The organism is Paenibacillus sp. lzh-N1 (genome assembly GCF_002872435.1).
GTDB classification, from domain to species: domain Bacteria; phylum Bacillota; class Bacilli; order Paenibacillales; family Paenibacillaceae; genus Paenibacillus; species Paenibacillus polymyxa_C.
In genome coordinates, this window is record NZ_CP025696.1 from 2,965,842 (window position 1) to 2,990,366 (window position 24,525).

Below are 24,525 nucleotides of genomic sequence, written 5' to 3' on the forward strand. Positions count from 1 at the left end.
AGATGGAAGAGAGAGGGATGATGACAAGACGTGACGACTAAAACGATTAACCTTGTGGAAGCACTTGCTCATGAACGGGATCATGGGGTCCTGATTTGGCTGTTTAATATCGGCGCAGAGCAAGTGTGGCATCCATCCCCCCGGAAGGGGGGCATGGTAGACCGGGATGAACAGCAGGTCGTAAACCGGATGGAGGAAATGAATCTCCTGCTATGCCGAAGTCAGGATGTCATTGTACTCCGTGAACAGCCGGATGAGGCATTTCTGGACATGCTTCAGCGGTTAGGTTTCAGCCTGCCGCGTATTGAGGTGCCAGAGCCTTCTGATCCGCTAACGCCGATTTCAGAGTTAGTACTGGCGGATGACGCACTTTTGGCACGACTACGTGCGGTTGCGGATGCAGGCCATAGCAGCGGCGGAGCCAAAGCGTGGCTCGTACCCTATGCGGTCACACCGCAGGAGGAAGCGATTGCGGAGCGTTGTGGGCTGGAGTTGATCGGTGCTCCATCTGCGGTATGCGCCCAGGTGAATGATAAAATATTTAGCCGTCTGACCGCACAAAAGCTTGGTTTTGCTGTCAGCGAGGGCGCTGTATGTGCAGACGAAGCGGCAATTCGCAGAGAATGTGAGAGACTGGCTGGCTTATCGGACGAGCCTGTGAAGCTGATTATCAAGCAGCCACACGGGGCCTCGGGACAAGGTATGTATATGCTGGACGAGCTGTCCAAGCTGGACACGCTGCTGAGTGTGATGAGACGCTTTGGCGGTTCGTCATCGTCTTCTGGCGGCTGGCTGGTGGAGCGCTGGCACAATAAGCAAATGGATCTGAACTACCAGCTCTGCATTGACGAGGGCGGCGGTGTGACGATGTTTTCGCTAAAAAGGCAAAACGTAGACGGTACAGTCTATATCGGCTCCCAGGTTCCCGCTGATATTGGCGAGACGCTGGAGGAAGAAGTGAGACGATGTGCTTATCAGTTGGGAACGTATCTCTATTCCATCGGGTATACGGGAATGGCTTCCATTGACGGTTTTGTTGACGAAGATGGTTTGCTGATTCCGGTGATCGAGATTAATGGCAGATTTACCCTGTCTACTTACATCTCGTTCCTGTCCTCTGTCTTGGGAGAACGGCATAAGACCTTGTCCCGTTATTACCGCAACGTGACCGCTACATCTCTCACCTACAGCCGTTTGTGCGGGTTGCTGGCGGAGGAAGGCTTGCTCTATACACCCGAACGGCCTGAAGGGGTATTTGTTTATACGGCGGGTACCTTGTCTGGCATTCCTGTAAAGCGGGGCTATGTGAACCGGATTTTCACACTTATTTTGGCAGACAGTTGGCAGGAAGCGGATGCTTATGCACACAAATTGGAAGGTATCATTGCTGGATTAGGATGCTCATAAATAGGAGGAAATTGAGAATGAAAACAGACGTATACCATGTAGTACCTTTGCTGGAAAAGGTTTTGAAGCTGGCTCCCGGCGAGTTGGAACAGTTGACTCCGGATCAGGACCTGCGAACCTTGGGCCTGAATTCCTTATCCGCTGTTGAATTAATTGTAGAATTGGAAAATGAGCTTGATATTACGATGGAGGACGACGATTTGGTGCTGGAGCATCTATCTACACTGCAAGGCATTGAGCGTCTGCTGGGCAAATATGCATAAGGGCGCTGAACAGACAAGACCTATGCTGCAGTCCGATATGGGGGCACGTCATAATTCCATGGTTGATCATAGTGCAGAAGAAATCGCAAATGCTCTCCCAGGGAAGCATTGTGTATATTCTTCCCTGCGTACTTCATTGCAGAGGTATGGGGTGAACATGGCCGAAGCCGAGCTGTTCATGCTGTGTGGGAGTATGTGCGCGGAGTATGGTGGAGATTTGAAGCGCTTCGGACCGGAAAAATATCCGGAGCAGCTTCAAGAAATGGCCGCCAGTGGCGGACCGGTTATTCGAGTAGAACCGTGGGTCGAAGGAGTCAGCAATGAAACCGATCTGTTGCGGGTGCTCACATATGGTTATGGTACGATGCTGCACACATCGAGCACCGCTTTAACCTATCACGATGTATATGTGAAAAATTACCCAAGGGGTCATGTAATTGAGTTGTACGGACTAGACTTGCAAGAACGGATGGCACAGGTGAATGATAGCTTCCTGCTCGATTCCTCGGGACATGCGATGACTTATGTGGGCTCAGCCCGGCTTAACGACCTCATGCAGGGCATTATTGAGTATGCATGGCTGGTGGAGCAGCCTGTCCCGCTTTCGCCAAGGGAAATGCATGCTGCGTGTGCTTATCATATTCGTCAGTATGTGACGGGTGAAAAAGTTACAACAGACCAGCATGTCAAGCGGGGAGATGCGGGTTACCGGGCATTTGTCGGTGACTTCCATCTGTTAGAAGACATGGAGGATCAGGAGTTTCGGACGTACTGCCATGAAATTTATTACAATCTGCGCTTGGGCAGCGCTCTTCATTTGGCGGATTATACAGCTGATTATTGTCTGCTGCATCAAGCTACGCTGGGGCCGCAAGCACAGCATATCATTGAATTGGCACAGGCGTTGTACGCGGATTGGCACAAGCTTAATCTGCATATTTACAAAACAGGACTCCAATTGCGCAAGCATCGGATGCCAGAGATTACAGAACGGGCTCTGCATTTGATTGAAAGACAGCGGGAGATGCTGGAGGAACTGATGATTTTGGCAGAGCAAGCTTCCGAGTAGTCCAAGCATTTGGCTAGATCAGGCACGTTCATCCAGGTATCATGCACAGAGGAAAGAGGAGGGGAATTCATTGCCGTCCATTACATTAAACCAATTGTCGAAAACGTTTACGTACTACAAAAAAGAGCCGGGCGTGCGCAAATCGTTGCAAAATTTGTTTAAGCGTGAACAGCTGACCAAGAAGGCTGTGCAAAACGTTAGCTTTAGCATTGAGGAAGGAGAAATTGTCGGATTTCTTGGTCCCAACGGGGCGGGCAAAACAACAACGCTCAAAATGCTGTCCGGCATTCTCCATCCCACGGACGGGGAGGCATCGGTACTCGGCTTTACTCCCTGGAAGCGACAAAAGGAGTTTAAACGTCAGTTTTCCATCGTGATGGGACAGAAAAATCAGCTCTGGTGGGATTTGCCTGCAAGCGAGTCGTTCGAGCTGAACAAGCTGATTTACGAAATCGATAATACCCGTTATAAAGAGGCGCTGGATGAACTGGTCACTTTGCTTGGGGTGGAGGAGCAGCTTCATGTGCAGGTTCGGCGGCTATCGCTCGGCGAGCGTATGAAAATGGAACTGATCGCCGCGCTGCTGCATCGTCCACGGGTCATTTTACTGGATGAGCCGACTATCGGACTGGACCTTGTTTCTCAGCGGCGAATTCGGGAGTTTTTCAAAGCCTATAACCGCACACACCGGACGACCATTTTGCTGACAAGTCACTACATGAAGGACATTGAGGATTTGTGCACCAGATCCATCATTATCAGTGGGGGCAGATTGGTGTATGACGGAGACTTGCACAAGGTGAACGAGGTCATCGGTGCTCGTAAATTGCTCAAGGTTCGATTGGAGACACCCGTATCCAGCCTGGCGTTGGCGGGGCTCGGCAAGCTTCGCTCCAACTCGGAGCTGGAGGCGGTATTTGAGCTGGATGCAGACGATACGTTAACTTGGTCCAAAAAGATTTTAGATGCACTGCCTGTCGTTGATTTTACGATTGAGGACGTCCCGCTGGAAGAGGGGATAGCCAATTTGTACGATGGGGGCAGGCTGGCCGATGCGAAATAACAAATATGTGAAGGTACTCCAGCTTGGCATGCAAAATGAAATGGAGTATCGGGCCAATTATTGGCTTCAAATGGCTGGATTTATGCTGCCGATCATGACACAAATATTTCTCTGGCTTGCGGTATTCGGTTCTTCGGGACAAGCAAGTGTGCTGGGTTACTCTCTGCCGGAAATGCTGGTGTATGTAGTTATGGCAGGGGTAACTGGAAAACTGATTGCCACGGGCTTTGAATACGAAATTGCTACAGATATCAAAGAAGGCGGACTGGCAAAATTCATGGTACAGCCTGTGCATTATTTTGCTTACCGTTTTTGCCGGTTTATCGGGGGCAAAGTCATACAGTCCGCAGTCGTGCTGCTGGCGGCTGCTATTTTGCTGTTATGTCTTAGCCTGGAAGGACAAATCAGCTTCGGGCTGTCGTATATCCTGCTTTACATATTGGCGTTGCCAGGAGCGCTTGTGCTTAATTTTGTGGTCTATTATGCGCTCAGCAGCATAGCCTTTTGGGTGACGGAATCGGCGGGACTTTTTTATACGCTGTCGCTTGTTATTTATGTAGCTAGCGGTACCGTGTTTCCGCTGACGATTTTTGGAGATGCTTTGGCCCGTCTGTTCAGTTTGCTGCCGTTCAGCTACACCGTATTTTTTCCGGTGAATGCGTTGACGGGCAAGCTGACTGTACTGGAAGCCGCCGAAGGCATTGGCGTGCAATGGATCTGGATTGCAGTGCTGGCGGCCGTATCACGCTGGGTGTGGCAAGCCGGAGTCAAACGCTTTGTCTCGGTGGGGGGTTAACATGAAACATGTTTTTCGAAACGTTGGACGTTACCTCAGATTGTACTGGAAGTTCATCCAGTTTTCCGTCATGTCGCAGATGGAATATCGCATTAATTTTATAACAGCCTTTCTAGTTGAAACGGCTTATTTGCTGATCAAGCTGCTGTACGCCTCGGTTCCATACCGGGCAGGGACGGACATTAACGGCTGGTCTCCTGACGCCATACTTTTATATATTGGCGTGTTTACGATGATGAGCGGATTTTACAGTGGATTATTTTACAGTAATTTTACAAGCCTGCCTGAAAAAATCCGGACTGGCTCACTGGACGTGCTTATGACGAAGCCGGTATCGCTGCAATTTATGGTGACACTGCGTCAATTTGAGCTGGGTTATACTGTACCGAATGTCGTGGGCGGTGGAATCATGACAGGCATTGGCTGGTATCGTCTTGGACTGCCATTTGATGTGGAAACCGTAGGAGGTTTCGCTGTGCTGCTCGGATGCGGAGTGCTCACGGCATACTCTGTGTTTTTGCTGCCCCAATTGCTGGCCTTTTGGATTATCCGCACGAACGGTGTTACAGAGCTATCCAACAGCATTTTCGAGACAAACTATGTACCGATGGCTGTGTACAGTAACCTGATTCAGCGTATTGGCTTGTTTGTGCTTCCGGTGTTTGTCATCTGTAATTTTCCGCCAATGTTCATTCTCGGCAAAATGCAGTCCGGTTTGATGCTCTGGGCATTTCTTGCACCTCTCTGGCTGCTGGCGATTATCCGCCTGATATGGCAGTTTGCACTACGTGATTATACGAGTGCGAGCCAGTAGCACTACCGTGTAGTAGTTTCATAATGAAGCAGGAAAGGAAGCGAGTCATATGAATGGGATACCGAACCAGCGTCATTTATATATGGGAACGTTCGAAGCGGAGGCTTACTGGCGAGATAGCGAGCTAGCTTCCCTGCCCGCCCTGCCTGACCGGGCTTCTTCTGCCATTGTAGCGGCTATGGATGAATTGCTATTTAGCTTTTGCCAACCGGGAGACGCTCTATTGACACGTTACGCCATTTCGCCCGTGCATCGTCAGTATATTGCGCAACTGGGCTTTCATCCGGCTGTAAACGAACGGGATTTGACCGACGGAATGGAACAGGCGGGCAATGTGTCGGCCGCTTCCGTTTTCGAGCTGCTGAGTAGTCGCAAGAGTGATGCTGGAGAAGGTTTTCCTCAACTGGAAGGCTGTGTGCTTAGCCCGTTTGCGGGGTTGCCGCATGTGGAAGAGGCCGCGCGTGCTTGGGGAATTACATTGCATCAGCCGTCGCTGGAAACGATTCGCAAGGTAAATGCCAAAACCTATTCCTCTGAGCTGAAACGCAGTCTTGGTCTGCGCAACCCTGGTCATATTGTGACTTCGTTTGCGGATGTCGCTGAAGCAGGGCGTAAACTGCTGCGGGATGGAAGCTTTTTAATCAAGGATGATTTTGGCGTATCGGGCAAAGGCAATCTGCACATCACTTCGACACAAATGCTGGACCGGGTCGTATCGTATTTGCGTGGACAGGAGCGCAAAGGCAAACGGGTACTGTTCTTGCTGGAGCCTTTTCTGGAGAAAGAGCAGGATTTTTCATGCCAATTTACGATTGGCGATGATGGGCGTGTCGACATCGTATCTGTGCAATGGCTGGCTAATACTCAATTCGCCTATCGGGAATCCCTATCGCCGGACAGGGCTTTTATGGAGCGTCTGGAGCGTGACGGCTATTTTAGCTTAATGCAGGATGTGGGACAGCAATTGTATCGGGATGGATATTACGGCGATGTATGCATAGACTCCATGACACTTCGTGGTGGAAAGCTGGAGCCCATTATCGAAATTAATGCCAGAAAGTCGATGAGTTTGATTAAGCATCAGCTTGATACCTATCTGGCCGGGAAAAATATGCGTGGCACGTTGACGAATTATTCGCTTTCCCATGATGGCAGTCTATCTTATGAAGAACTGCTGTTAGGGCTAGAAGGCGAGGGATTACTGTTTACAGGTGAATGTGAAGAAGGTGTCATGCCTTTGGGAGCCAATACGTTATATGTAAACACAGGTGGACGTGACGGTGAGAACAGGATTATAGGCCATACCCCTGTGCCAAGCAGAAATGCAACCGGGCGTGGGGGCAGATCATCTGCCAAGCAGGTTCGTATAAGTGGGATTGGAGCCGGCGATGGCGGACCAGAAGGGAACGACATGGGTCAGCCTGACTTGAGTGGTACAAAAGAAGCTGATGGAAATGAACGGGCACGAGGCAAAGGCCGGCTTTATTTGGAACTGGTTGCTGCGAATGATGAGGAAAAAATGCGATTGACTACAAAGCTGGAGCGTTTTTTGGCAGAGCGACATTTTACAGTGCTGAATTAAACGGGAGGCGTATAAGCATGCGTAAGAGTACGGAGAAGCTTATGAAGGTAACGATTTTGTGTTCCGGTTTCGGATTGGGCTTTTATACCCCTGGCTTGCTGCTGCAAGCGGGTCTTCGCAGGCTGGGCATGGATACGGCGATCCATGTATTTGAAAATGTACTGCCGGAATCGGCCCGACTCAAGGTCGACAAAAGCCGGAAAGCTTACCATGACAATTTTGCAGTGGCCTTAATGTCGCAGAAGGTTCCGCAGGATATGCGTAATTCACTGGACCCTGCAGCGATGGAAGTACTGCTGAACCAATGGATAGAAGAGGATCGTCGGTATTTTATATGCTTATCCGGTCATTGGATGTATGTACTGGAGGAGTATCGCAAGCGCAGAGAGTCGGAGTCAGTGCATGTGGACATTGTGTATATGGATTCGACACCTTCTCCTTCCTGGAAAAATCTAGCCAAGCATAACCCGCATTTTGCTGATGGTTGTGGAGAAACGACCCTGTTTGAAAATGATAAAAATAGAGTCAACCACTATATTGACATCCCGGCCGTAGAGCATATCCCTTTTGAAGCACGGCAAGCCCGTTTATTCGTACATGGCGGCGGTTGGGGGATGGGCACCTACCGTGAGAAGGTTGGACGGTTAGAAGAAGCGGGCTGGGAACTGGATTTGCTGCTGTATGATCAGGATCAACCAGATGAAGAGCGGGACAGTATACGCTATTTTCGGATGGACCCGCAGTGGAGAACATGGCAGCGAAATGAAGCCGGGGAGCATACATTTCCACCTTTCGGAGAGGTGAAAATAGGTGAGGAAACGGTGTATCAGGTCGGACCGGATTACCATTGCATGCTGGACCGAGCATGTCATGCCCAGGCCATTGTCAGCAAGCCCGGTGGCGGCAGCCTGACTGATTCGTTTGCTACAGCTACTCCGCTGATTATGCTGGAGCCGTTTGGTGTGCATGAGAAGCATAATGCGGATCTATGGGAACGTCTGGGGTTAGGCATGCGCTACGAGACATGGATAGAAACCTATGGCGGCAGTGCCCAAATCCTGGAGGAAATGCATCGGAGAATCGTAGAGCTGCGCAGTCGGACGCCACGTTATATAGAATCCTATGTGAAGAGCATTCAAGTGCCATCAGGAATGGAGCAGGGATCATGAACGCTGCCGCGGCTGCGCAAGAACCTGCGATGCAAGATATTCGCTTCGGGATCATTGGTTGTTCTGCCATTGCCCCTCGTGCGTTGCTGGAACCGATCCGACATGTTGCAGGAGCACGCGTGACCGCGCTTGCGAATCGTACGGTTGCCAAGGCCCAAGAAATGGCAGAGCGTTATGAAGTCAATGTCGTTTATGGTCATGCTGAGGATATGCTTAAAGACCCGGACATCGACGCTGTATATATTGCGCTCAGCAACGATTTACATGCTGAGTGGATCGGCAGAGCCTTACAAGCTCACAAGCACGTGCTGGTGGAAAAACCGTTATGCCTGAATACAGCTGATCTGGCTCCCTTGGCGGCTATCGTCGAACAGAGCAACGCTTATCTGCTGGAGGGAGTCATGGTGCAGCATCACCCTTGGCAGCGTGAACTGCGAAGAATCATAGAATCAGGTCGTTATGGTCGCTTATGCTCCATAGAAACGAGTCTATGCATTCCGGCAAAAGAAGGGCATGCGGACAATTACCGATCCCGTCCGGAGCAGGGTGGGGGATGCTTTTGGGATTTGGGTGTGTACTGGCTCCAGTTTCTTCAGGCCGTTGTTGGATTGGAGCAGGCGGAATTCCACAGTCAATCGGATTTCGCTGGCCCTCATGGCTGTGACTGGACATTTCATGCGCAAGCCCGTTACCCGAGCGGACTAGAGGCATCTGCCCTCTTCTCATTTGAGCGTCCTTATCGCTGTGCTCATGTACTGACCTTTGATTCGGCAGTAGTCACCTTAAAGGATTGCTTTCGAGCGAATTTGGGTTTCTATAAAATGACACTCAAGACGGAAATAAAGAAGGATATCGTGGTGAATATATCGGATGTGGAAGCACGGTCCGCGTTATCACAGTCATCCTTGCCTACTAAAACAGTTTTTGAGCCTATGAACTATTATGTCAATCAGTTGGATGCCTTCTGCAGCATCATCCGGGGTGAAACGGAGCCTATTCCATTTCATGAGGCTGCTGAACGCGTCAGACTGCTGGCAGCTATTCATAAAGCAGCGCGCTCAGGCGAGGCGATCTATGCAGTATAAGTATGGTCGTGGTTTTCAATCGGTGAGATTCGAATAATGCAAAATACGGAATATCCAAGCAAAGAGAGGAGGGGATTCAGCAGATGGATCAAAAGGACGAAGTTTTACTGGAGCGATTCGGCGAGCATCCGACACCCTTTTATTATTATGATGGAGACGCGCTGCATGCTCACGTCAGCTCGTTGCTGGCCCGGCTACACCCGGCCGTGCGTGTACATTACGCGCTCAAGGCTAATGGTAACGTGGCCTTGGCTGGATTGCTGCGCTCGTTAGGTTGCGGTGTCGAGATTGCTTCGGCTGGAGAAATGTTCGTCGCCATGGAGGCCGGGTATGCTGCGGAGGACGCACTGTACGCTGGACCGGGGAAAACAATACCTGAGCTGCGTGAGGCGATAACCTGTGGGATCGGCTGCATTCATGTCGAATCGGTGAGAGAGCTGCGTCTACTGGAGGACATTGCCGCCCAAACGGGCGTGTTTGTCAGGGCTGCGGTTCGAATCAATCCCGATAATGACCTGTCGGGAGCAACGATTAAAATGGGCGGTGTTCCGCGCCCTTTTGGAGTCGATGAAGGGCAGCTGGATCACTTTTTTAAGGTGCTGGAAGATTGCCCGCACGTATATTTTCAAGGCATTCAAGTATATACAGGTACGCAAATGCTGAAAGCGGATCAGATTTTAGCTTCATTTGCGAATACCTTGCAGTTGGCAGAACGGGTACAGGCTCAGTATGGCGTGGCGATGCATACGGTCAATTTGGGCGGCGGGTTTGGTGTACCTTATTTTGCCCATGAGCAACCGCTCGATATGGATCACGTCATTGATGGACTTAATGCACTCGCGGAACAGACCCGATCCCGCATGCCGGGGGTTAGGCTGATCATCGAAAGCGGTAGGTATCTGGTCGCTCAATCAGGCATGTATGTCTGCCGGGCGTTGTATACCAAGGAATCCAAGGGAGAGAAGTTTGTCGTAGCTGATGGCGGCATGAACCACTACGTCGCAGCTACCTTTCGGGGACGCCGTTTAAGGGACAATTACCCTGTGCGAATTATGCGCAGACAATCAGCAGAGGTTTCTACGGAGCTGGAGACGGTAAGCATTGTTGGTCCGCTGTGTACACCCGAGGATTGTATAGTGAAAAAAGCGGAGCTGCCCCCGATTCACGAAGGCGATTATATTGCTTTTCCGAACGCAGGAGCTTATGGATTGAGCTACAGCCCATTATATTTTTTGGGACATGCTACTCCGGCGGAACTGCTCGATTATCGCGGGAAAGTGCATATCATTCGTGAACACGGTGATCGCGCGGACCTTCTGCATCATCAACGTATGATTGCGTTGCCTGAGGATGTGATGTAAGTATGAAAAAACGCCAAAGTCATGGGATCCGGTATCAAACGGACCTGTGATTTGGCGTTTTTTCATTTTCAGTATTGTAGTATCGATTTAACGTGATTTGGAACTGCGTATCTCCTGACGAACAAGCTGCCATACCATAAAGATCAGCACAAGGGCTTGTGGGGTAAATGTTTCCCAGGTTGGATACATTCCCAACCAGCTAATGGATGGAAGCGAGGACGTGGTGTGTCCCGGAAGCTTGCCAGCCACCTGAAGCGAATGAATACTTTCACCCAGAAAACGAAATACGAGATAGTAAATCAGTACAGTGGCGGTCAGGAAAAAGGCGCGAATTGGTAACCGTACACTGAACTTGATGATTGCAAATGCAAGAACGACCAGTATAACCGTTGCCGAGCCAATGCCGATCAGCAATTGCGAGGTTTCGATGGCTGGAGCCATACCGATATAAAAGATAGCTGTCTCGGCCCCTTCACGTAGAATCGCGAGCGCAGAAACCGCAAAGAGCGACCATAGGCTACCCCGTGCCAGTGCATTGCCTACGCTGTTTTCCACAAAGCGGTTCCACGCAGCAGCATTGGATTTGCTATGCAGCCAGTTACCGACAGTTAGCATCAGCACAACAGCTACCAGCCCGGTGACACCTTCCAGCAGCTCACGCATGCTGCCCGATGCAGCAGCTGCCACCAGCGAGGTGAACAGCACCGCCAGTATTCCGCTTAGCACCAGTCCTGTACCAGCTCCTGCCCATATCCAGCGTCCAGCCACGGCTTCGCCGCTTTTTTTGGCATACGCCAGCAGAGCTGCGAGCACGAGAATGGCCTCCAGGCCCTCACGCAGCAAAATCAGTGCGGCATCCCATGCAGTATAAGAACGTTCTTCTGTCAACGGACGGAGCCTGTCCAGCATCTGATCAAGAGTCTGCAGGGCTTTATCCGTATTCGGTGGAGAAGACAGCAGATATCCGGAAGTCTCTGTCATTTGATTTTCAATTGCAGTGTAAGACGCCGGATCGGAAATTTGTACATGTCCTTCGACGGAAGGCCATAGAGCGATAAACTGCCCTACCTTGTCTGCGGCCTGCTCTGGCTGATTAGCTACAACATCTTGGCGTGCGGATTCAAGCAGGGTGACTGCATCGCCCAGGGAAGCTGTTGAACCATTCGCCGCTCCGGCAGCGGCATTGCCTGCATCTGCTCCTTGATCTGTGTTCTTAAGTTTGCCCTGACTATAATCAGACAGCAGTGTCGTTAACTCCTGCATTTCCTTGAGAGCCTGTGCTTGACGTATGGGCTCTGCTTGCATAGAGATGCGGATGAGGCTGATTTTCGTTTCAAGCGAACTGTATACTGAAAAATGATCCAGACGAATCGGTGTCTCCACCTGATACCATGCTTTAACGATTCGGTCGTAATCCACCCGCGCAGCAGCCCAATCGCCTTTTTGCATGGCAGTCAGACTGCCCTTCGCCATAGGAAGCAGTTTTTCTGCTGCTTTGGCTCCGGCTGGAGCCGGTTTATCTCCTTCGGCAGCAGTCACGTACTCATTGACCGAGCGCGCCAGCACAGATAACGCAGCTTTCGCTGAATCTCCGCCGCCATGGGAAAGAGCCTTTTCCGCATCGGTCAGAGCTTGATCTACGGCCGCGATATGGGCTGAATCCCCGCCGTTTGCTTTGGCGGCTTCCCACAAACCACGGAATTCCTTTAGGTCCTTGGAGGCTTCCGTCCATTGGTCTTGTCCCGCCTCTACCAGTGCTCCGCCGACCACAGGCATTAGCTGATCATTAGAGACAGCTTTAGCATTTGATTGTGCGAAAGCGGCCGACCCGGAGCCGGATATGAAGGGAGTTACTGTCAGCAGCAGAGCTGCTACCAGTACAAACATCCACCCCAAGCTTTTATTGCGCCGATTCATATAAATCCCCTTCCTTGCCTGCTGCTAAAATAACGTATCCCCGATATATCCGCCTTGCGATACACCTGGGAAGCAGGCGAACACCGCACTGCCTTTGTGAACAATATATTCGTTCAGCTTGTCATTGCGTGCAAGCTTCTCCTGAATGTGGACGAACTGCTTGAACAGATCACGCTGGTAGCTGATGAACAGCAGTCCGGCATCGAGCTGTCCTGTTTGCTTGTCTAATCCGCTTGAATAGGAATAAGACCTCCGCAAAATATTAATACTCCCGTTCCCATGAGCCAATGCCACATGAGAGGTAGGGGGCGTAAGCGGCTTGCCTTCCGGACTTGTAGCCGCCAGATCCAGCTTGTCAAACTCTTTGCTTTTGCCCAGTGGGGCACCGCTGCTGCGATGGCGTCCAAAGGTATCCTCCTGGTCACCTAATGTTGAACGATCCCATACCTCTACCCGCATACGAATACGGCGTACAGCCATATAGCTACCGTTGCCCATCCATGCCGGTCCGTCATTGGTCTGTGTCCACACCAACCGGTTCATTTCGTCTGCCTTGGACGTGTCCGGGTTTCCCGTGCCGTCCTTGAAGCCAAGCAAATTGCGCGGGGTGCTTCCCGCAGGATCAGCTTGTGCCGTCCGCTGGAAGCCTTCCTGCGTCCAACGAAGTACCGCTGTTCCTCTGGCGATACGCGCCAAATTACGCAGGGCATGGAAAGCTACCTGCAAGTCATTGGCACATACCTGTACTCCGATATCACCGCCGCACCATTGCTCATCCAGGGCGTCACCTTGAAAACGAGGCAGCTCACTGAACCCGGCAGGCTTGAGACTTGCCAGGCCGTACCGTCCATCAAAAAAGGATGGACCCACACCAAAGGTGATCGTCGTCCGGGACGGAGACAATCCTGCTGCTTCGCCCGTATCGGAAGGAGGGAGGTTGAGATTTTCATTATCAGTGCCAAGCAGCACACCAGAAGTCATTGTAGCGCTTGCTTCCGTCCAGGCCTTGAAGAGATTTCGCACCTGTTCCTTGTCGCGAGTCGTTAGATCGAAAGCAGCGAAACAGATAAAATCTTGTGCTGGAGTTACAATACCCGCCTGATGTTTGCCGTAAAAAGGAACCACATCCTTGGTATCTGCCTCCGTCATCATGCTTTCGAGGCGTTGACTGGCTGACAGCACAGCGCCCACGCCACCGCCGCCAAGCAGTAGACCTAATCCACCTACCCCAGCCAGCTTCAATAGATCACGACGTGATACGGATTTACTTTTTCCTGATCGCTCATCATCCGCGGACTGAGTATCCTTTTCTGTCAGATCAGACACTTCATTACGGGATTTCGCATACTGCGGCTTTTCTTGTCCTTTTTGCCGCTTAAAGCCTTTCATATCATTACACTCCTAACAATTTCCCCATTTGGGACAACGGTTCTGCCAAAGCATCGAGGTTCTGGCTCAGTTTTTTAATTTCTTCCGGTTTCAGTTTGGTATACGATACATAGCCTTCGCCGTCTTTGAAAGGAGCCAGCTCCTGCTGTAAGGCTGTAAAGCGCTCACCAATTTGTTTTTCCAACGCCGCGTCTTTTTGGTTCAGATCTGTTTTCAAAATGTCATAAATCTTTTGAGCACCTTCTACATTGGCCGCAAAGTCGTACAAGTCTGTATGAGAATAACGCTCCTCTTCACCCGTTACCTTTGAGGTAGATACTTCATTCAGCAACTCGACTGCACCTGTTACCATCAAGCTGGCATCAATATTAACTGTTTCTACTTTGGCACGCAGCAGCTTGGCATCACTCAGCAGGCGGTCGGAAAACTCGTCCAACCCTTTGGTGGTGTTTTCTTCCCATAATGTTTTCTCAATACGGTGAAAGCCGCGCCAATCCGCTGCCTCCACATCACCGTCACGAGCGTCAATATTCGGGTCCAGATCGCCTAGTGCTTCCGCAATCGGTTCAATTCGTTCATAGTACATACGTGCTGGAGCATACAAAGCCTTGGCTTTGTCCAGCTCGCCAGCTTTGACTGCGTTCGTGAATTCTTCTGTCTTTTTCACAAACGTATCGCACTGCTCAGTTGCATAGGTACGATAAGCCGCAACCGCTTGATCAAAATTGGGAGCAGTCGCCGCAGGAGTCGTGGTCTGTGTTGTTGCTCCTGTATCTTTGGGTGTTGCAGCGGGTTGCTGATCCGCAGTTCCGGCTTGTCCGCAACCTGCAAACAGAATAGAAGAGACCAGCACTCCGGCCGGCACGGCATAACGTAGTTTCATAATCAATGAACACCCTTTCTGGCCAAACTGGCCCTGAACCATAGTCTATAGCGCGATCTCTATATCGAATTATCATTTTTTGATAATGATTATCAGTCGCATTTTTTCTTATCATAAGGCTGCCCTATATGCCTGTCAATACATATTTTAGACACAAAGTTCAACTCATCATTAAAGCTGCAAGTAAGGTGCCTATGCCCATTTTTATCCGCACATTGAACCATACCTGAGCACATGACATAAAATGTGTTGACTGTATCCCTTAACCTTGTTACACCACACAAAACCCGAGCAAGGAGGGGTGAAATTGACGAAGGGTAACGACCAGAAAAACAAGTTTTTGTTAACTCACCGTGAACGTGAAGTATTTGAACTGCTCGTGCAGGACAAAACGACGCGTGACATCGCCGGACAACTATTTATTAGTGAGAAGACGGTGCGTAACCATATTTCCAACGTAATGCAGAAACTGAACGTAAAAGGTCGTTCACAGGCGGTCGTAGAATTAATCAGGCTTGGCGAATTAAAAATCTGACCTCTCGTTCCTTGCGGGGTACAAAGTCTTCTCAATGATCCTTCAACAATGAAGGATGGTCGGGAAGGCTTTTGTTTTGTGATAAGTTAGCTGACACAATATATCTAAACTAGCAAAGGTGAATATATAACGAAAAAAGCGATTAAACCGCTGAAATATATGGGAATTTGTGTGTAAGTGGTGTACTATATAGATAAGGAAGAAAATACCATGTGTTTGCCAATAAATTATATGAATAATTGAGGTGGAAAAGCTGTACCACAAAGTTATGTTTAGATAGAAATGCATCTAGTGATAGTCTAAGAATATAAATCCCTACAAAAGCAGTACTCAGCATGGCGACAGGATGGAAGATGAATCAGGTTTTTGCCTAGAGCCTACCTGTGGTATATTCTTGATCGGAGGTGAACAATAAGACACATGACACCCAACCAACACTTGATGACTTATACGCTGAACAGCGGTATAAAGGGGACTGTCGACCTGACCAGTAAACAGGTGCAGGAATGGATTAAAGCATATCGAATTGGCAGCAAATTTGTAACGGTTGTGGGCAAACAATATTTTGGTTTAAACCCTGAGTTGGTAGCAGATTTCAAGGTACATAATGAATACTCGGAGCAGAGAGAGCACATATCCATGATACAGCCTGTAATGGAACACAAAGCTGTAGATCTGGACCCACTGGTAGAAGCGTATAGTCAGTATAAAACATTAATTCAGGTAGAATGTAAATGTGGTGCTTCCTATATAGAAGAATCACCTCATAAGAGAACCAAGTGGTCATGCAAGGAATGCAACAATATTGTGTTCCTGGATCGTAAAAAGGGCATGGTGGATACGAATACAGGTAAGGCCTGGTACATGACCAACAAATACTATGTAGAAAGACAAAGCAACTGACGGATTGTCAGTTGCTTTTCTAACAGACTCGCACGCGTCTTTGGTGCATTTCACGATATATTAAATCCATACCTGGAAATGCTACTATATCTTTTGCCAAATAATAAAATTGATGTTTTGTACGCTTTGTAGTACATTATCAAGTGTATTATAAGGAGGCTTCTCATGTACGGACATAGACAAGATGATACTTTATACATCATGACTTACACATTAAATAGTGGTATCAAGGGCACGGTGCCTTTGTCTAATCAACAGATACAGGAATGGCTTGAGTGTTACAGAATCGGTAAGAAATTTGTAACCGAGATTGGCAAAGAGTACTTTGGACTGCATGCGGAACTGGTGGCTGACTTTAAAGTGCACAATCAGTATTCAAGCTATCAGGAGGTCATTATCCCGATTCAACAGCCGGATACTGGCTTAAGAGAGCTGTCTCAAGCTTACAAATCAACAGAAACCTTAATTAAAGTAGATTGCAAATGTGGTACATCGTATGTAACAGAATCCCCCTTTAAGCGGACCAAGTGGTACTGTACCAAATGCCGGGAGATTGTTTTTCTCGACAATAAAAAGGGAATGGTTGATACTTCCAGAGGCAAGGCTCATTATATGACCAATAAGTATTTTGTGGAACGGGAAACAACTGGCGTATAAGCCGGTTGTTTTTTTGTGCAAAGCCGATTGCGCTATAGTGAACAAGGGGAAAGATAAACCTTAAAATAAATGATAGTCAGGTGGTGAACGTCATCCGGGAAAATCATACGAATGGTGCAAGAAATCGCGTGAGCACGAACCATGTGTACATAAACGAAACGCTTCATTTGGAACAAATCATAAGTGACCTGCGTGTGATGGGCTATGTGGCTTTTCATCATCATCCACATATTGTAGGTGAGCCTCATGAGCTGGAGAAGTTAAAAAAGCAATTACTGTCAATTTTTCAAGAGCATCATGTATTGTGGCTTGAGCTTGATCCGCTAACGCAATATGTGGTAGTCAATAACATGGGAAAGGCCACGGTGCTAAAACTCATGGGTCGAAAAATAAACCCGCTACGTGATCAGAGAGCGAACGCTGCTTTGGCCGGACAGCCGCTGCATGAGTTGGATCGGGAGATAGAACGGCTGAATCGGCTGGTTCACCTGTTGCGCTACACTCGTTTTTCTTAAGCGACGGCATTAACGAAAAAAAAGCATTCACGAAGCATGTATAATCACATGCCGTGAATGCTTTTTAGTATGTTATTTTTTACCACATAAGATTAGCAAATCTACTGTTACATACGGTAAATCTATTGCCTGCATTCGCTGCCAGTCTGCTTCCGTAGCTCTCCATGATAAGGGAGTCATATGGAGCAAAGGCTCCACGAGGTCGGCATTTAGCATAAAGCGATAGGTTACTCGTTCGGCGGATAGAAGATTAAATTGATCTTTAAATCGGCTTACTATATTGTCATTTGAATAAGCTGGCTTTTTCTGTTCATACAAGCATCTCAATTCCTGAAGGTAATATTGTTCGGGAATGACCTTTAGGATGCAGCCATCCTCCGAAAGAATCCTTTTAAATTCAGCATAATTAGAAGGGGACAGAATATTGAGTATACTGTCAAATTGTTGATTTGCAAATGGGCAATGAGCCAGATCAGCAACACACCAGAGGGCATGGGGATATGCTTTGGCTGCGGCCACAATACCTTCTTTAGACAAATCCATACCTACGCTTGTAAGCTCGGTGATTCCCTTCCTGGTAAGCTTGTCCTGAATGTGGGTTGAATGGGAGCCTTCCCCGCAACCTGCATCCAGCAAGTACAGATGTGATTTTTGATCGAACAGTGGCTTCATCAACTTCATCATCGTGCAGCTTATGGCTTCATTTAAAGGATCGAAAAATCCGTTATTGCACATCATTCTTCTGGAGTTAAATAGTTGTTTATCATACTTGGTTTTATGGGATCGGGCGGATAAATGTAAATACCCGTGTTTTGAAAGATCATAGCAATGCTGATTCGTACATAGGAGGCTTTTGCCTTCCACCATACGCATGGGTTGAGAGCATACAGGACAACTAAAAAGATGTTGATGCTTCCCGATCAGGCTAGCCTTCATCTCGTGTTTATTCCATATGGACATAGAAAAGCACCTCGTTCATTCGTATTGGGTGAATGAAAAAAGGCACAGCCAAATAAACCCAACCCATCTTCGAAAAAAATGGTTGAGTTCTCATGAACTGTACCTCACATTACCGTAAACGAATGAACTGAATAATCATATTGTGCAGCGCTCCTCTAAAAAAATAGAAAGGGCTTTCGCCCTCTCTATTGTAACTTAGCTATTAGAAGTTGTCATATGCTTACACAGATTTCAAAAACTCCACAATCGTCAGCATACCCTTATCGAAATTCTCCAAATTAAAATGCTCGTTTGGTGCATGCAGGTTTTCATCCGGCAAGCCGAAGCCCATCAATACAACTGGAGCACTCAGTACACGGGAGAAGGTTTCCACGATCGGAATGGAGCCTCCATCCTTGGTAAATAGGGCACGTACACCGTATACCTTCTCAAAGGCATCCGCTGCTGCTTGTAAAAACGCATGTGACGGGTCGATGTTAAAGGCGTTCGCTTTCTCACCTTGTTGAATATCCAGGGTAGCTCCTGCCTGAACGTGGGCGCGTAAATGGCGCTCGATTTTGTCCAGAATATCTTGTGGATTCTGGTTAGCTACCAGGCGACAGGTGATCTTAGCATGAGCTTCCTTCGGAATGACGGTTTTCGTACCTTCACCCTGGAAGCCGCCATATACGCCGTTCAGCTCCAGTGTAGGACGAGCCCCAACACGCTCGACGAAGCTGAATCCTTCTTCGCCATAGAGGGAATCAAGTGCAAGATCTTGTTGCAGTTTGCTCTCATTGAAGCCTTGCTTCACGAATTCTTCTTTCATGTCTGCCGATAATGGAGCAACATCGTCGTAGAATCCTTCGACGCTAACGCGGCCTTTATCGTCATGCAGGGTTGCCAGCAGGGACACCAGAGCATGCAGGGCATTCGGCACACCGCCACCGAAGGAGCCGGAATGCAGATCCGTGTTCGCCGTGTGAATGGCGACTTCCAGTGAGCACAGTCCACGCAAACCAGTGCAAATCGCAGGCTTCCCTTTTTCGATCAGGGAGGTGTCAGACACCAGTACAGCATCGGCTGCCAGACGTTCAGCGCCAGTGTGCAAAAACTCAAGCAGGTTCGGACTGGACACTTCCTCCTCGCCTTCAATGCAGAATTTGATGTTCAGCGGCAATTTGCCTTCCTGCTTCAAAATGGCCTCAACTGCCTTAATGTGCAAGAAAACTTGCCCCTTATCGTCTGTCGCTCCGCGCGCATACAATTTTCCATCGCGAATGGATGGCTCAAATGGTGGCGTTTCCCACAGGTGAAGCGGGTCTACAGGTTGTACATCATAGTGTCCATACACGAGGATGGTTGGCTTGCCAGGTGCATGCAAATGGTCGGCGTACACCAGCGGGTGGCCTTTGGTCGGAATAATTTCAACGTTTTCCAAGCCTGCAGCAGTCAGTTTGGCTGCTAGCCATTCGGCTGCTTGGTTAATGTCTTTTTTGTGCTCCGATAATGCGGAGATACTGGGAATGGATAGCCATTCCTGTAGTTCGCCCAGTTGTTGTTCTCTGGCTTTTTCAAAATATTCAGTATAACTCATAAACTATGTATCCTCCTTTTAAATGTAAATTGTGTTTATATTGCGCTATCCTCCGAACCGAGGTCGTGGACGATATGTCTAGTTTACTACGTTTTATGCTGAACGAAAAATAGGGAGATAAAAAAACGATTCTACTCAGGTCTGTACAGACCTGAGTAGAATCGCCTTTCATCATGAATAGGATGTACTTATGCCCGGATGTCCAGTTGACCCCCAAGATGTGGTTGTACGCTTTTTTCCATCATCTGTACCAAAGCCTGTCCTTGTTCACTAGCCTGATCCTTAGCCATACCCAATACCTTCACACTTACGGCTTGAGCCAAGCTGGCCTGACTCATACCTGTGGATAATGCTGCGATATCCATGTTCCATCCTCCTTCATTTTGATAATTCGCTTTCTCTGTATTTATCGGTAGGAATGGTTATTTTGTTTCATCCAATTGGAATTGTGTCAGCAAATCTTGAAGCTGCTCTGCCAGACGGGTCAAATCTGCGGCAGACGAACCGATCTCTTCCATGGAGGCGAGCTGTTCCTCTGCGGCTGCGGACACAGTCTCTGTATGAGAGGCTGCTTCTTCAGCGATGCGTGTAATTTCCTCCATGCTGCTAACGACTGCACTCGTTCCATTGGCGACTCCGGCGGTAGAAGCGGCCACGTTATCGAGTTGCTTCGCTGATTTGGCTACCGCCCTACGGATGCGCGAGAAGGAGCGACCGGATAGATCAATGGAATTGATGCCTTCAGTTACACGTTCCTTGGCAGATTCCATAGCGATTAGAGCTTCAGATACACCGCTCTGTATCCCTTGAATTTGTTCACGAATTTGCTGTGCGGAATAAGCTGAGTTTTCAGCCAGCTTGCGAACCTCTGTTGCTACGACAGCAAAACCTTTGCCATGCTCCCCTGCGCGTGCTGCTTCAATAGAAGCGTTCAGTGCGAGCAGATTAGTCTGGCTAGCAATTTCCGTAATGACGGTGACAATCGTTCCGATTCGTCCGGACCGGTCACTCAAAGCGCTGATAATCGTATCGAGCTCTTCCACGGTAGTGCGAATACCATCGATGGAGATGACACTATTGCCGATATGCTCACTGCCTGCATCCGATGCCTGAATAGCTTGTGCGGAATAAGTGGTCATTTCTGCCATGGTGTCGGTCATAGCTGTAATGTCAGCAGACATGCCGCTAACTCGTTCCTGATTATCTTTAGCACTGTCCACCTGACGTTCGCTGCCGGCAGCGACATCCTGAATGGCTATGGTCACATGCTCGATGGCACGGGTCGTTTGTTCTGCACCTGCGGCAAGCTCTTGCGAGGACGCTGACAAATTGCCTGTCATTGCCTGAATTTCTCTAATGATGTTACGCAGATTATCCACCATTTGCTGGAAGTATCTCGATAGTTCACCAATTTCATCTGTGCTGTTCGTAGCCACGTTAATCGATAGATTACCTTGGCTGATGGCATCCATAGAGTTACGCAATCTATGGATAGGTTTAAGTATGCTGCTGATTAGCCACATTGCGAGCACACCAATGATGATGGCTGCAATGACCAACACTACGATTGTCGTGAGAAGAATCGGTTGGGCGGAGGCACGGGTTTCTGATTTGTCCATCGTTCCGGCAATTTTCCAGCCTGTCAGCTCATTGGTTTTGAAGATCAGATGTTTAGCTACGCCAGCATCATTGTGATCGAAGCTGCCTTCCTTGGAGGCAAACAATTCAGGTGTTTTTTCTCCCATTTCGGTACTCCCACTGACTTCTGTCGGGTGGGTAACGATACGTTTGGTACTATCAAATATCACAATATATCCATTTTGTCCGATTCTTAGCTTTGTGATTTCTTTTAAATTATTCAAATTCAGAGAAAGACCGAGAACACCGCTGTTGTCGGGAAGTGTACGTGAAATGTACACAACGGGGACCTTGGCCGTATTGAGCCCGACAGGGCTGATTACGGTTTGACCGGGTTTCTCCATGGCCTGTTTATACCACGGACGCTCTCGAGGATCGTTTGTGGAGCCTACGGCTTTGCCAATGATAAGTTTACCTTCGGGAGTTCCTACAAACATATCAACAACTTCCGTATGCATTTTCAAATACACTTGTAATCTTTTTAGAATGGCATCATCTGCCTCAGCGCTGTCATCACTAGCCGTCAACGTTGTAGAGTAATATTCCAGATCGGCGAGTTTGGCTTGAATCGTTTGAGTAACTGCACGATCAGATGCGGTAACGCTAGATGTCGCACTGTCCTGTAATTGGCGATCAGTCTGGTTATATGCTGCCTGATAAGAGAAAGAGCCCACAATAATACTAGGAACAAGCATGACCAGCAGGAATGCTGCTGTCAATTTCTTGCGTAGTGTTAATGTTTTCAGTCGTTTCAGTTGTTTCATCAAACCCCTGCTTTCTATCTATATATTCATTTCAAAAGCTTACACCATATGTATTTACTATCGGTTTTTTCGAGCTGAATTGATAGATTTATTGCTAATTTGTCCAATACGTCTAAGAAATTGCTTGCATAGCATGGAGTATCTTGCAATTGGAGGGATAAGGTATGGGTTTTTTTCTAGATATGAGAAGCTCCACCAATTCATCAAAAACAGGGGAGGGTCCCGATATTCAATTGGGTCCTGTACCAGAGCGATTCGGTATGATTACGCTGCGAACCTTTCTTGTGCCGAATCCGATTGTGTCTTTTAGTGGTTCGATTGGTCTGATCGGTGAGCTTGGTGATACGTATGCGGTTGAAATCGTGCGTGGAGCCGACTATGATCCGAGCGAGGTAGTCTACCGCGCCGAGGGGGTGCTGGGCGTGACAGGATCAAATGAAACGCAAGCTTTTAATGCACAGGATTTGTCCGCTCCTTGGGCAATACAAACGGTATATTCTTCTTTTATTTCGGGTGTATCGACCACTGTTCGTAATGGTCCTGAGGTATTCACGGGCATCGCTTCAACTCCGTTTTTGTAAAATATATCAGACAAGTATTCCCTGGTTCAGGTTTGCTACCTATTCATGGTTTTCCTGGATTAGGCGGCTGCGCTTCAAGCCTACCAGCCACAGCCTGAGGCAGATATTTGCCGCAGGCTGTAGCTATGATCTTTAACCACAACACTCAGAACACAAATGATCTGATTGTTGTGATTTCTCTCGAAGTGTATTCTATAAAGTTTGATTGTGTTTCCCGGCTTTTAATTCTTTAAAATTTCTTGCAAATACCCAGCCAACTCTTCTGCTGCTTTAGTATGGGCGGACAGTCCGGGATGGCTGCGAGACCCTATCGTTTCTTCTGTCGTGTTAGGCAGTTGGAACACCGACACCTTCCGATCCTTCGTTCTTTTCTTGTATGCGTCTACCGCCCGGTAGACCGCTGGCATCATTGGAGTACCAAGCATTCCATAAGCCCACACAATATGGGCAGTAGGATTGCAACTCCGAAGCTTGACAAGGAAATGTTCGGTAGCGTTTTCAAAAGCTTGTAAATCTTCTTCATTGAACGTGCCATCCTCATTCAAACGTTGCTTATACACTTTCCCACTTACCGGGTCTGTCCATGCTGGAGAATAAAAGGCCCCACCGTCATTAGTCGCCAAATTCACTACGACCACGTCCGGCTGCCAAGAGGTAAAATCATGATCGGCAAAGGCTCCTAATGCTTCATTTCTCTCGCCGGTGAGTACACCACATATCTGCTCATAATATGCCGGTATATTCCCATGTGGATTGTTATCCCAGCTTGTTAGCACACCCCATCCGCTTTGTGAGAACACTCGGTAATCCGCATTCAGTGCCTCGGCTGTTATGGCTGTATAATTGCGTAGGGCCGTGAACAGCATAGGAACCCAGTCTGTCTCTTCCTTTGCTCCAATTGTTCCTTCTCCTGAAGTAATGCTGTCACCGATAAATTCTATCTTAAGAGGTTTATCCGGGACCGGCAGCAATTCTCCGTCAACCTTCAGGGCATGAATTTGCAACAAGCAGCGTGAGTCCGAACTCATAGGCTGGACATCCTTGACGATACGAACATTTTTGACCGTGTCAGAGTTCAAACCTCTCAAAAGACAGATCCAATGCCGACCAGCGGTCACCATCAGGCGACTCATCGGGACACCATTGACGACAATACTGATCCAAGACTCATAGATCTGATAATCGGCTTCGATTTCAATCCATAGCTCTGAGCCTTTCATATTCAATTCAATGCCGCTGCCTGTCCAAAATAGAGTGAGAGGTGTAAGTATTGGCGTAGTTCGGCCATGAACCTTTACATGCTTTGCTTTTGCAAGTGGATATGTCTTCAATCTCTTGTTATGTGACATACTCAACATCCTCCTCATGATCTCGAATGAATGCTAGTTTCTGTAATATTGTAAAAGAAGTAACAGGGAATCTCAAATTCTATTTTAAGAAGTCAGGGTTCAAGGCTTTATATGAATGATTTTGAGCAAATACGAACTTTATGGCAGCAATGGATAGCAAAAAGCACCAGCAGGTTTCATTTTGCTGATGCTTTTTTGATATTCAGAGCACAGTTACCGAATTTGATTTTTTTTCAGATATTACTTTCA

General features: G+C 48.3%; 23 protein-coding genes and 1 pseudogene. 15 read left to right on the forward strand and 9 right to left on the reverse strand.

Translation table 11 applies throughout. From position 1 onward, the window contains the following. The first annotated feature begins 30 nt into the window (after nt 1-30). The 10 genes from C0638_RS13515 (at nt 31) to C0638_RS13560 (ending at nt 10,609) form a co-directional block, all read left to right on the forward strand. Nucleotides 31-1,407 (forward strand): preATP grasp domain-containing protein, encoded by a 1,377-nt coding sequence (locus C0638_RS13515; RefSeq protein WP_058710300.1) that lies wholly within the window; start codon nt 31-33, stop codon nt 1,405-1,407. Nucleotides 1,408-1,424: 17 nt separating this feature from the next. After that, on the forward strand, nt 1,425-1,670 hold the full coding sequence (locus tag C0638_RS13520; protein WP_016818498.1) for an acyl carrier protein: 246 nt from the start codon (nt 1,425-1,427) through the stop codon (nt 1,668-1,670). Further along, a complete protein-coding gene (locus C0638_RS13525; protein ID WP_199771155.1) occupies nt 1,663-2,739 on the forward strand; it encodes a hypothetical protein in 1,077 nt (358 codons plus the stop codon). Before C0638_RS13520 ends, C0638_RS13525 begins: the two co-directional genes overlap by 8 nt. Nucleotides 2,740-2,809: 70 nt before the next feature. After that, a complete protein-coding gene (locus tag C0638_RS13530; RefSeq protein ID WP_058710302.1) occupies nt 2,810-3,802 on the forward strand; it encodes an ABC transporter ATP-binding protein in 993 nt (330 codons plus the stop codon). Continuing rightward, nucleotides 3,792-4,598, forward strand: coding sequence for an ABC transporter permease (locus C0638_RS13535; RefSeq protein WP_058710303.1), 807 nt, complete (start codon nt 3,792-3,794; stop codon nt 4,596-4,598). The genes C0638_RS13530 and C0638_RS13535 overlap by 11 nt, the downstream gene beginning before the upstream one ends. 1 nt (nt 4,599) lies before the next feature. Further along, a complete protein-coding gene (locus C0638_RS13540; protein WP_058710304.1) occupies nt 4,600-5,412 on the forward strand; it encodes an ABC transporter permease in 813 nt (270 codons plus the stop codon). Nucleotides 5,413-5,461: 49 nt separating this feature from the next. Continuing rightward, nucleotides 5,462-6,994, forward strand: a complete 1,533-nt coding sequence (locus C0638_RS13545) for a hypothetical protein (RefSeq protein ID WP_058710305.1) — start codon at nt 5,462-5,464, stop codon at nt 6,992-6,994. 17 nt (nt 6,995-7,011) lie between these two features. Continuing rightward, on the forward strand, nt 7,012-8,163 hold the full coding sequence (locus C0638_RS13550) for a UDP-glucuronosyltransferase (protein ID WP_102163552.1): 1,152 nt from the start codon (nt 7,012-7,014) through the stop codon (nt 8,161-8,163). After that, the gene (locus C0638_RS13555; protein ID WP_058710307.1) at nt 8,160-9,248 is read left to right on the forward strand and encodes a Gfo/Idh/MocA family protein; all 1,089 of its coding nucleotides are present in this window, start codon (nt 8,160-8,162) and stop codon (nt 9,246-9,248) included. Before C0638_RS13550 ends, C0638_RS13555 begins: the two co-directional genes overlap by 4 nt. 83 nt (nt 9,249-9,331) lie before the next feature. Next, on the forward strand, nt 9,332-10,609 hold the full coding sequence (locus tag C0638_RS13560; protein ID WP_058710308.1) for a type III PLP-dependent enzyme: 1,278 nt from the start codon (nt 9,332-9,334) through the stop codon (nt 10,607-10,609). A gap of 87 nt (nt 10,610-10,696) precedes the next feature. Here C0638_RS13560 and C0638_RS13565 read toward each other — a convergent pair whose 3' ends face one another. From C0638_RS13565 to efeO, 3 genes are read right to left on the reverse strand one after another with little or no spacing between them, the layout of a single operon-like run. Continuing rightward, a complete protein-coding gene (locus tag C0638_RS13565) occupies nt 10,697-12,526 on the reverse strand; it encodes an FTR1 family iron permease (protein ID WP_058710309.1) in 1,830 nt (609 codons plus the stop codon). Nucleotides 12,527-12,550: 24 nt separating this feature from the next. Continuing rightward, the gene (gene efeB / locus C0638_RS13570) at nt 12,551-13,915 is read right to left on the reverse strand and encodes an iron uptake transporter deferrochelatase/peroxidase subunit (RefSeq protein WP_058710310.1); all 1,365 of its coding nucleotides are present in this window, start codon (nt 13,913-13,915) and stop codon (nt 12,551-12,553) included. Nucleotides 13,916-13,919: 4 nt separating this feature from the next. Continuing rightward, a complete protein-coding gene (gene efeO / locus C0638_RS13575; RefSeq protein ID WP_044787347.1) occupies nt 13,920-14,798 on the reverse strand; it encodes an iron uptake system protein EfeO in 879 nt (292 codons plus the stop codon). Between the two features lie 307 nt (nt 14,799-15,105). On the opposite strand from efeO, the gene C0638_RS13580 reads away from it, so the two are divergent. The 4 genes from C0638_RS13580 to C0638_RS13595 all read left to right on the forward strand — a co-directional run bounded on the left by C0638_RS13580 (nt 15,106) and on the right by C0638_RS13595 (nt 17,408). Further along, the gene (locus C0638_RS13580; RefSeq protein WP_013372773.1) at nt 15,106-15,333 is read left to right on the forward strand and encodes a helix-turn-helix domain-containing protein; all 228 of its coding nucleotides are present in this window, start codon (nt 15,106-15,108) and stop codon (nt 15,331-15,333) included. A gap of 420 nt (nt 15,334-15,753) precedes the next feature. Then, nucleotides 15,754-16,236: a hypothetical protein gene (locus tag C0638_RS13585; protein ID WP_025678785.1), complete on the forward strand. Its 483-nt coding sequence runs from the start codon at nt 15,754-15,756 to the stop codon at nt 16,234-16,236. Between the two features lie 165 nt (nt 16,237-16,401). Beyond that, the gene (locus C0638_RS13590; RefSeq protein WP_013372771.1) at nt 16,402-16,893 is read left to right on the forward strand and encodes a hypothetical protein; all 492 of its coding nucleotides are present in this window, start codon (nt 16,402-16,404) and stop codon (nt 16,891-16,893) included. An 80-nt stretch (nt 16,894-16,973) separates the two neighbouring features. Next, nucleotides 16,974-17,408: a hypothetical protein gene (locus C0638_RS13595; RefSeq protein WP_199771156.1), complete on the forward strand. Its 435-nt coding sequence runs from the start codon at nt 16,974-16,976 to the stop codon at nt 17,406-17,408. Nucleotides 17,409-17,480: 72 nt separating this feature from the next. On the opposite strand, the gene C0638_RS13600 is transcribed toward C0638_RS13595, so the two are convergent. The 5 genes and pseudogenes from C0638_RS13600 to C0638_RS13615 all read right to left on the reverse strand — a co-directional run bounded on the left by C0638_RS13600 (nt 17,481) and on the right by C0638_RS13615 (nt 22,346). Then, nucleotides 17,481-18,146: a methyltransferase domain-containing protein gene (locus tag C0638_RS13600; protein WP_233902203.1), complete on the reverse strand. Its 666-nt coding sequence runs from the start codon at nt 18,144-18,146 to the stop codon at nt 17,481-17,483. Between the two features lie 102 nt (nt 18,147-18,248). Next, nucleotides 18,249-18,368: pseudogene (locus C0638_RS26170) on the reverse strand (rRNA (guanine-N1)-methyltransferase); the annotation flags it as partial. Nucleotides 18,369-18,588: 220 nt separating this feature from the next. Next, on the reverse strand, nt 18,589-19,944 hold the full coding sequence (locus C0638_RS13605) for a dipeptidase (RefSeq protein WP_025678779.1): 1,356 nt from the start codon (nt 19,942-19,944) through the stop codon (nt 18,589-18,591). 188 nt (nt 19,945-20,132) lie between these two features. Further along, the gene (locus tag C0638_RS13610) at nt 20,133-20,309 is read right to left on the reverse strand and encodes a YjfB family protein (protein ID WP_013372767.1); all 177 of its coding nucleotides are present in this window, start codon (nt 20,307-20,309) and stop codon (nt 20,133-20,135) included. Nucleotides 20,310-20,366: 57 nt separating this feature from the next. Continuing rightward, on the reverse strand, nt 20,367-22,346 hold the full coding sequence (locus C0638_RS13615; RefSeq protein WP_058710312.1) for a methyl-accepting chemotaxis protein: 1,980 nt from the start codon (nt 22,344-22,346) through the stop codon (nt 20,367-20,369). 164 nt (nt 22,347-22,510) lie between these two features. Here C0638_RS13615 and C0638_RS13620 point away from each other — a divergent pair, with 164 nt between their 5' ends. Further along, a complete protein-coding gene (locus C0638_RS13620) occupies nt 22,511-22,927 on the forward strand; it encodes a hypothetical protein (protein ID WP_058710313.1) in 417 nt (138 codons plus the stop codon). A gap of 221 nt (nt 22,928-23,148) precedes the next feature. On the opposite strand, the gene C0638_RS13625 is transcribed toward C0638_RS13620, so the two are convergent. Continuing rightward, nucleotides 23,149-24,276, reverse strand: a complete 1,128-nt coding sequence (locus C0638_RS13625; protein WP_058710314.1) for an SGNH/GDSL hydrolase family protein — start codon at nt 24,274-24,276, stop codon at nt 23,149-23,151. Nucleotides 24,277-24,525: the final 249 nt, after the last annotated feature.

Excerpts from the sequence above, each read along its gene's own strand:
- C0638_RS13520 (WP_016818498.1), top strand. The coding sequence starts at position 1,425 with ATGAAAACAGACGTATACCATGTAGTACCTTTGCTGGAAAAGGTTTTG.
- C0638_RS13525 (WP_199771155.1), top strand. The coding sequence starts at position 1,663 with ATGCATAAGGGCGCTGAACAGACAAGACCTATGCTGCAGTCCGATATG.
- C0638_RS13535 (WP_058710303.1), top strand. The coding sequence starts at position 3,792 with ATGCGAAATAACAAATATGTGAAGGTACTCCAGCTTGGCATGCAAAAT.
- C0638_RS13540 (WP_058710304.1), top strand. The coding sequence starts at position 4,600 with ATGAAACATGTTTTTCGAAACGTTGGACGTTACCTCAGATTGTACTGG.
- C0638_RS13545 (WP_058710305.1), top strand. The coding sequence starts at position 5,462 with ATGAATGGGATACCGAACCAGCGTCATTTATATATGGGAACGTTCGAA.
- C0638_RS13550 (WP_102163552.1), top strand. The coding sequence starts at position 7,012 with ATGCGTAAGAGTACGGAGAAGCTTATGAAGGTAACGATTTTGTGTTCC.
- C0638_RS13555 (WP_058710307.1), top strand. The coding sequence starts at position 8,160 with ATGAACGCTGCCGCGGCTGCGCAAGAACCTGCGATGCAAGATATTCGC.
- C0638_RS13560 (WP_058710308.1), top strand. The coding sequence starts at position 9,332 with ATGGATCAAAAGGACGAAGTTTTACTGGAGCGATTCGGCGAGCATCCG.
- C0638_RS13565 (WP_058710309.1), bottom strand. The coding sequence starts at position 12,526 with ATGAATCGGCGCAATAAAAGCTTGGGGTGGATGTTTGTACTGGTAGCA.
- efeB (WP_058710310.1), bottom strand. The coding sequence starts at position 13,915 with ATGAAAGGCTTTAAGCGGCAAAAAGGACAAGAAAAGCCGCAGTATGCG.
- efeO (WP_044787347.1), bottom strand. The coding sequence starts at position 14,798 with ATGAAACTACGTTATGCCGTGCCGGCCGGAGTGCTGGTCTCTTCTATT.
- C0638_RS13585 (WP_025678785.1), top strand. The coding sequence starts at position 15,754 with ATGACACCCAACCAACACTTGATGACTTATACGCTGAACAGCGGTATA.
- C0638_RS13590 (WP_013372771.1), top strand. The coding sequence starts at position 16,402 with ATGTACGGACATAGACAAGATGATACTTTATACATCATGACTTACACA.
- C0638_RS13600 (WP_233902203.1), bottom strand. The coding sequence starts at position 18,146 with ATGATGTGCAATAACGGATTTTTCGATCCTTTAAATGAAGCCATAAGC.
- C0638_RS13605 (WP_025678779.1), bottom strand. The coding sequence starts at position 19,944 with ATGAGTTATACTGAATATTTTGAAAAAGCCAGAGAACAACAACTGGGC.
- C0638_RS13610 (WP_013372767.1), bottom strand. The coding sequence starts at position 20,309 with ATGGATATCGCAGCATTATCCACAGGTATGAGTCAGGCCAGCTTGGCT.
- C0638_RS13615 (WP_058710312.1), bottom strand. The coding sequence starts at position 22,346 with ATGAAACAACTGAAACGACTGAAAACATTAACACTACGCAAGAAATTG.
- C0638_RS13620 (WP_058710313.1), top strand. The coding sequence starts at position 22,511 with ATGGGTTTTTTTCTAGATATGAGAAGCTCCACCAATTCATCAAAAACA.
- C0638_RS13625 (WP_058710314.1), bottom strand. The coding sequence starts at position 24,276 with ATGTCACATAACAAGAGATTGAAGACATATCCACTTGCAAAAGCAAAG.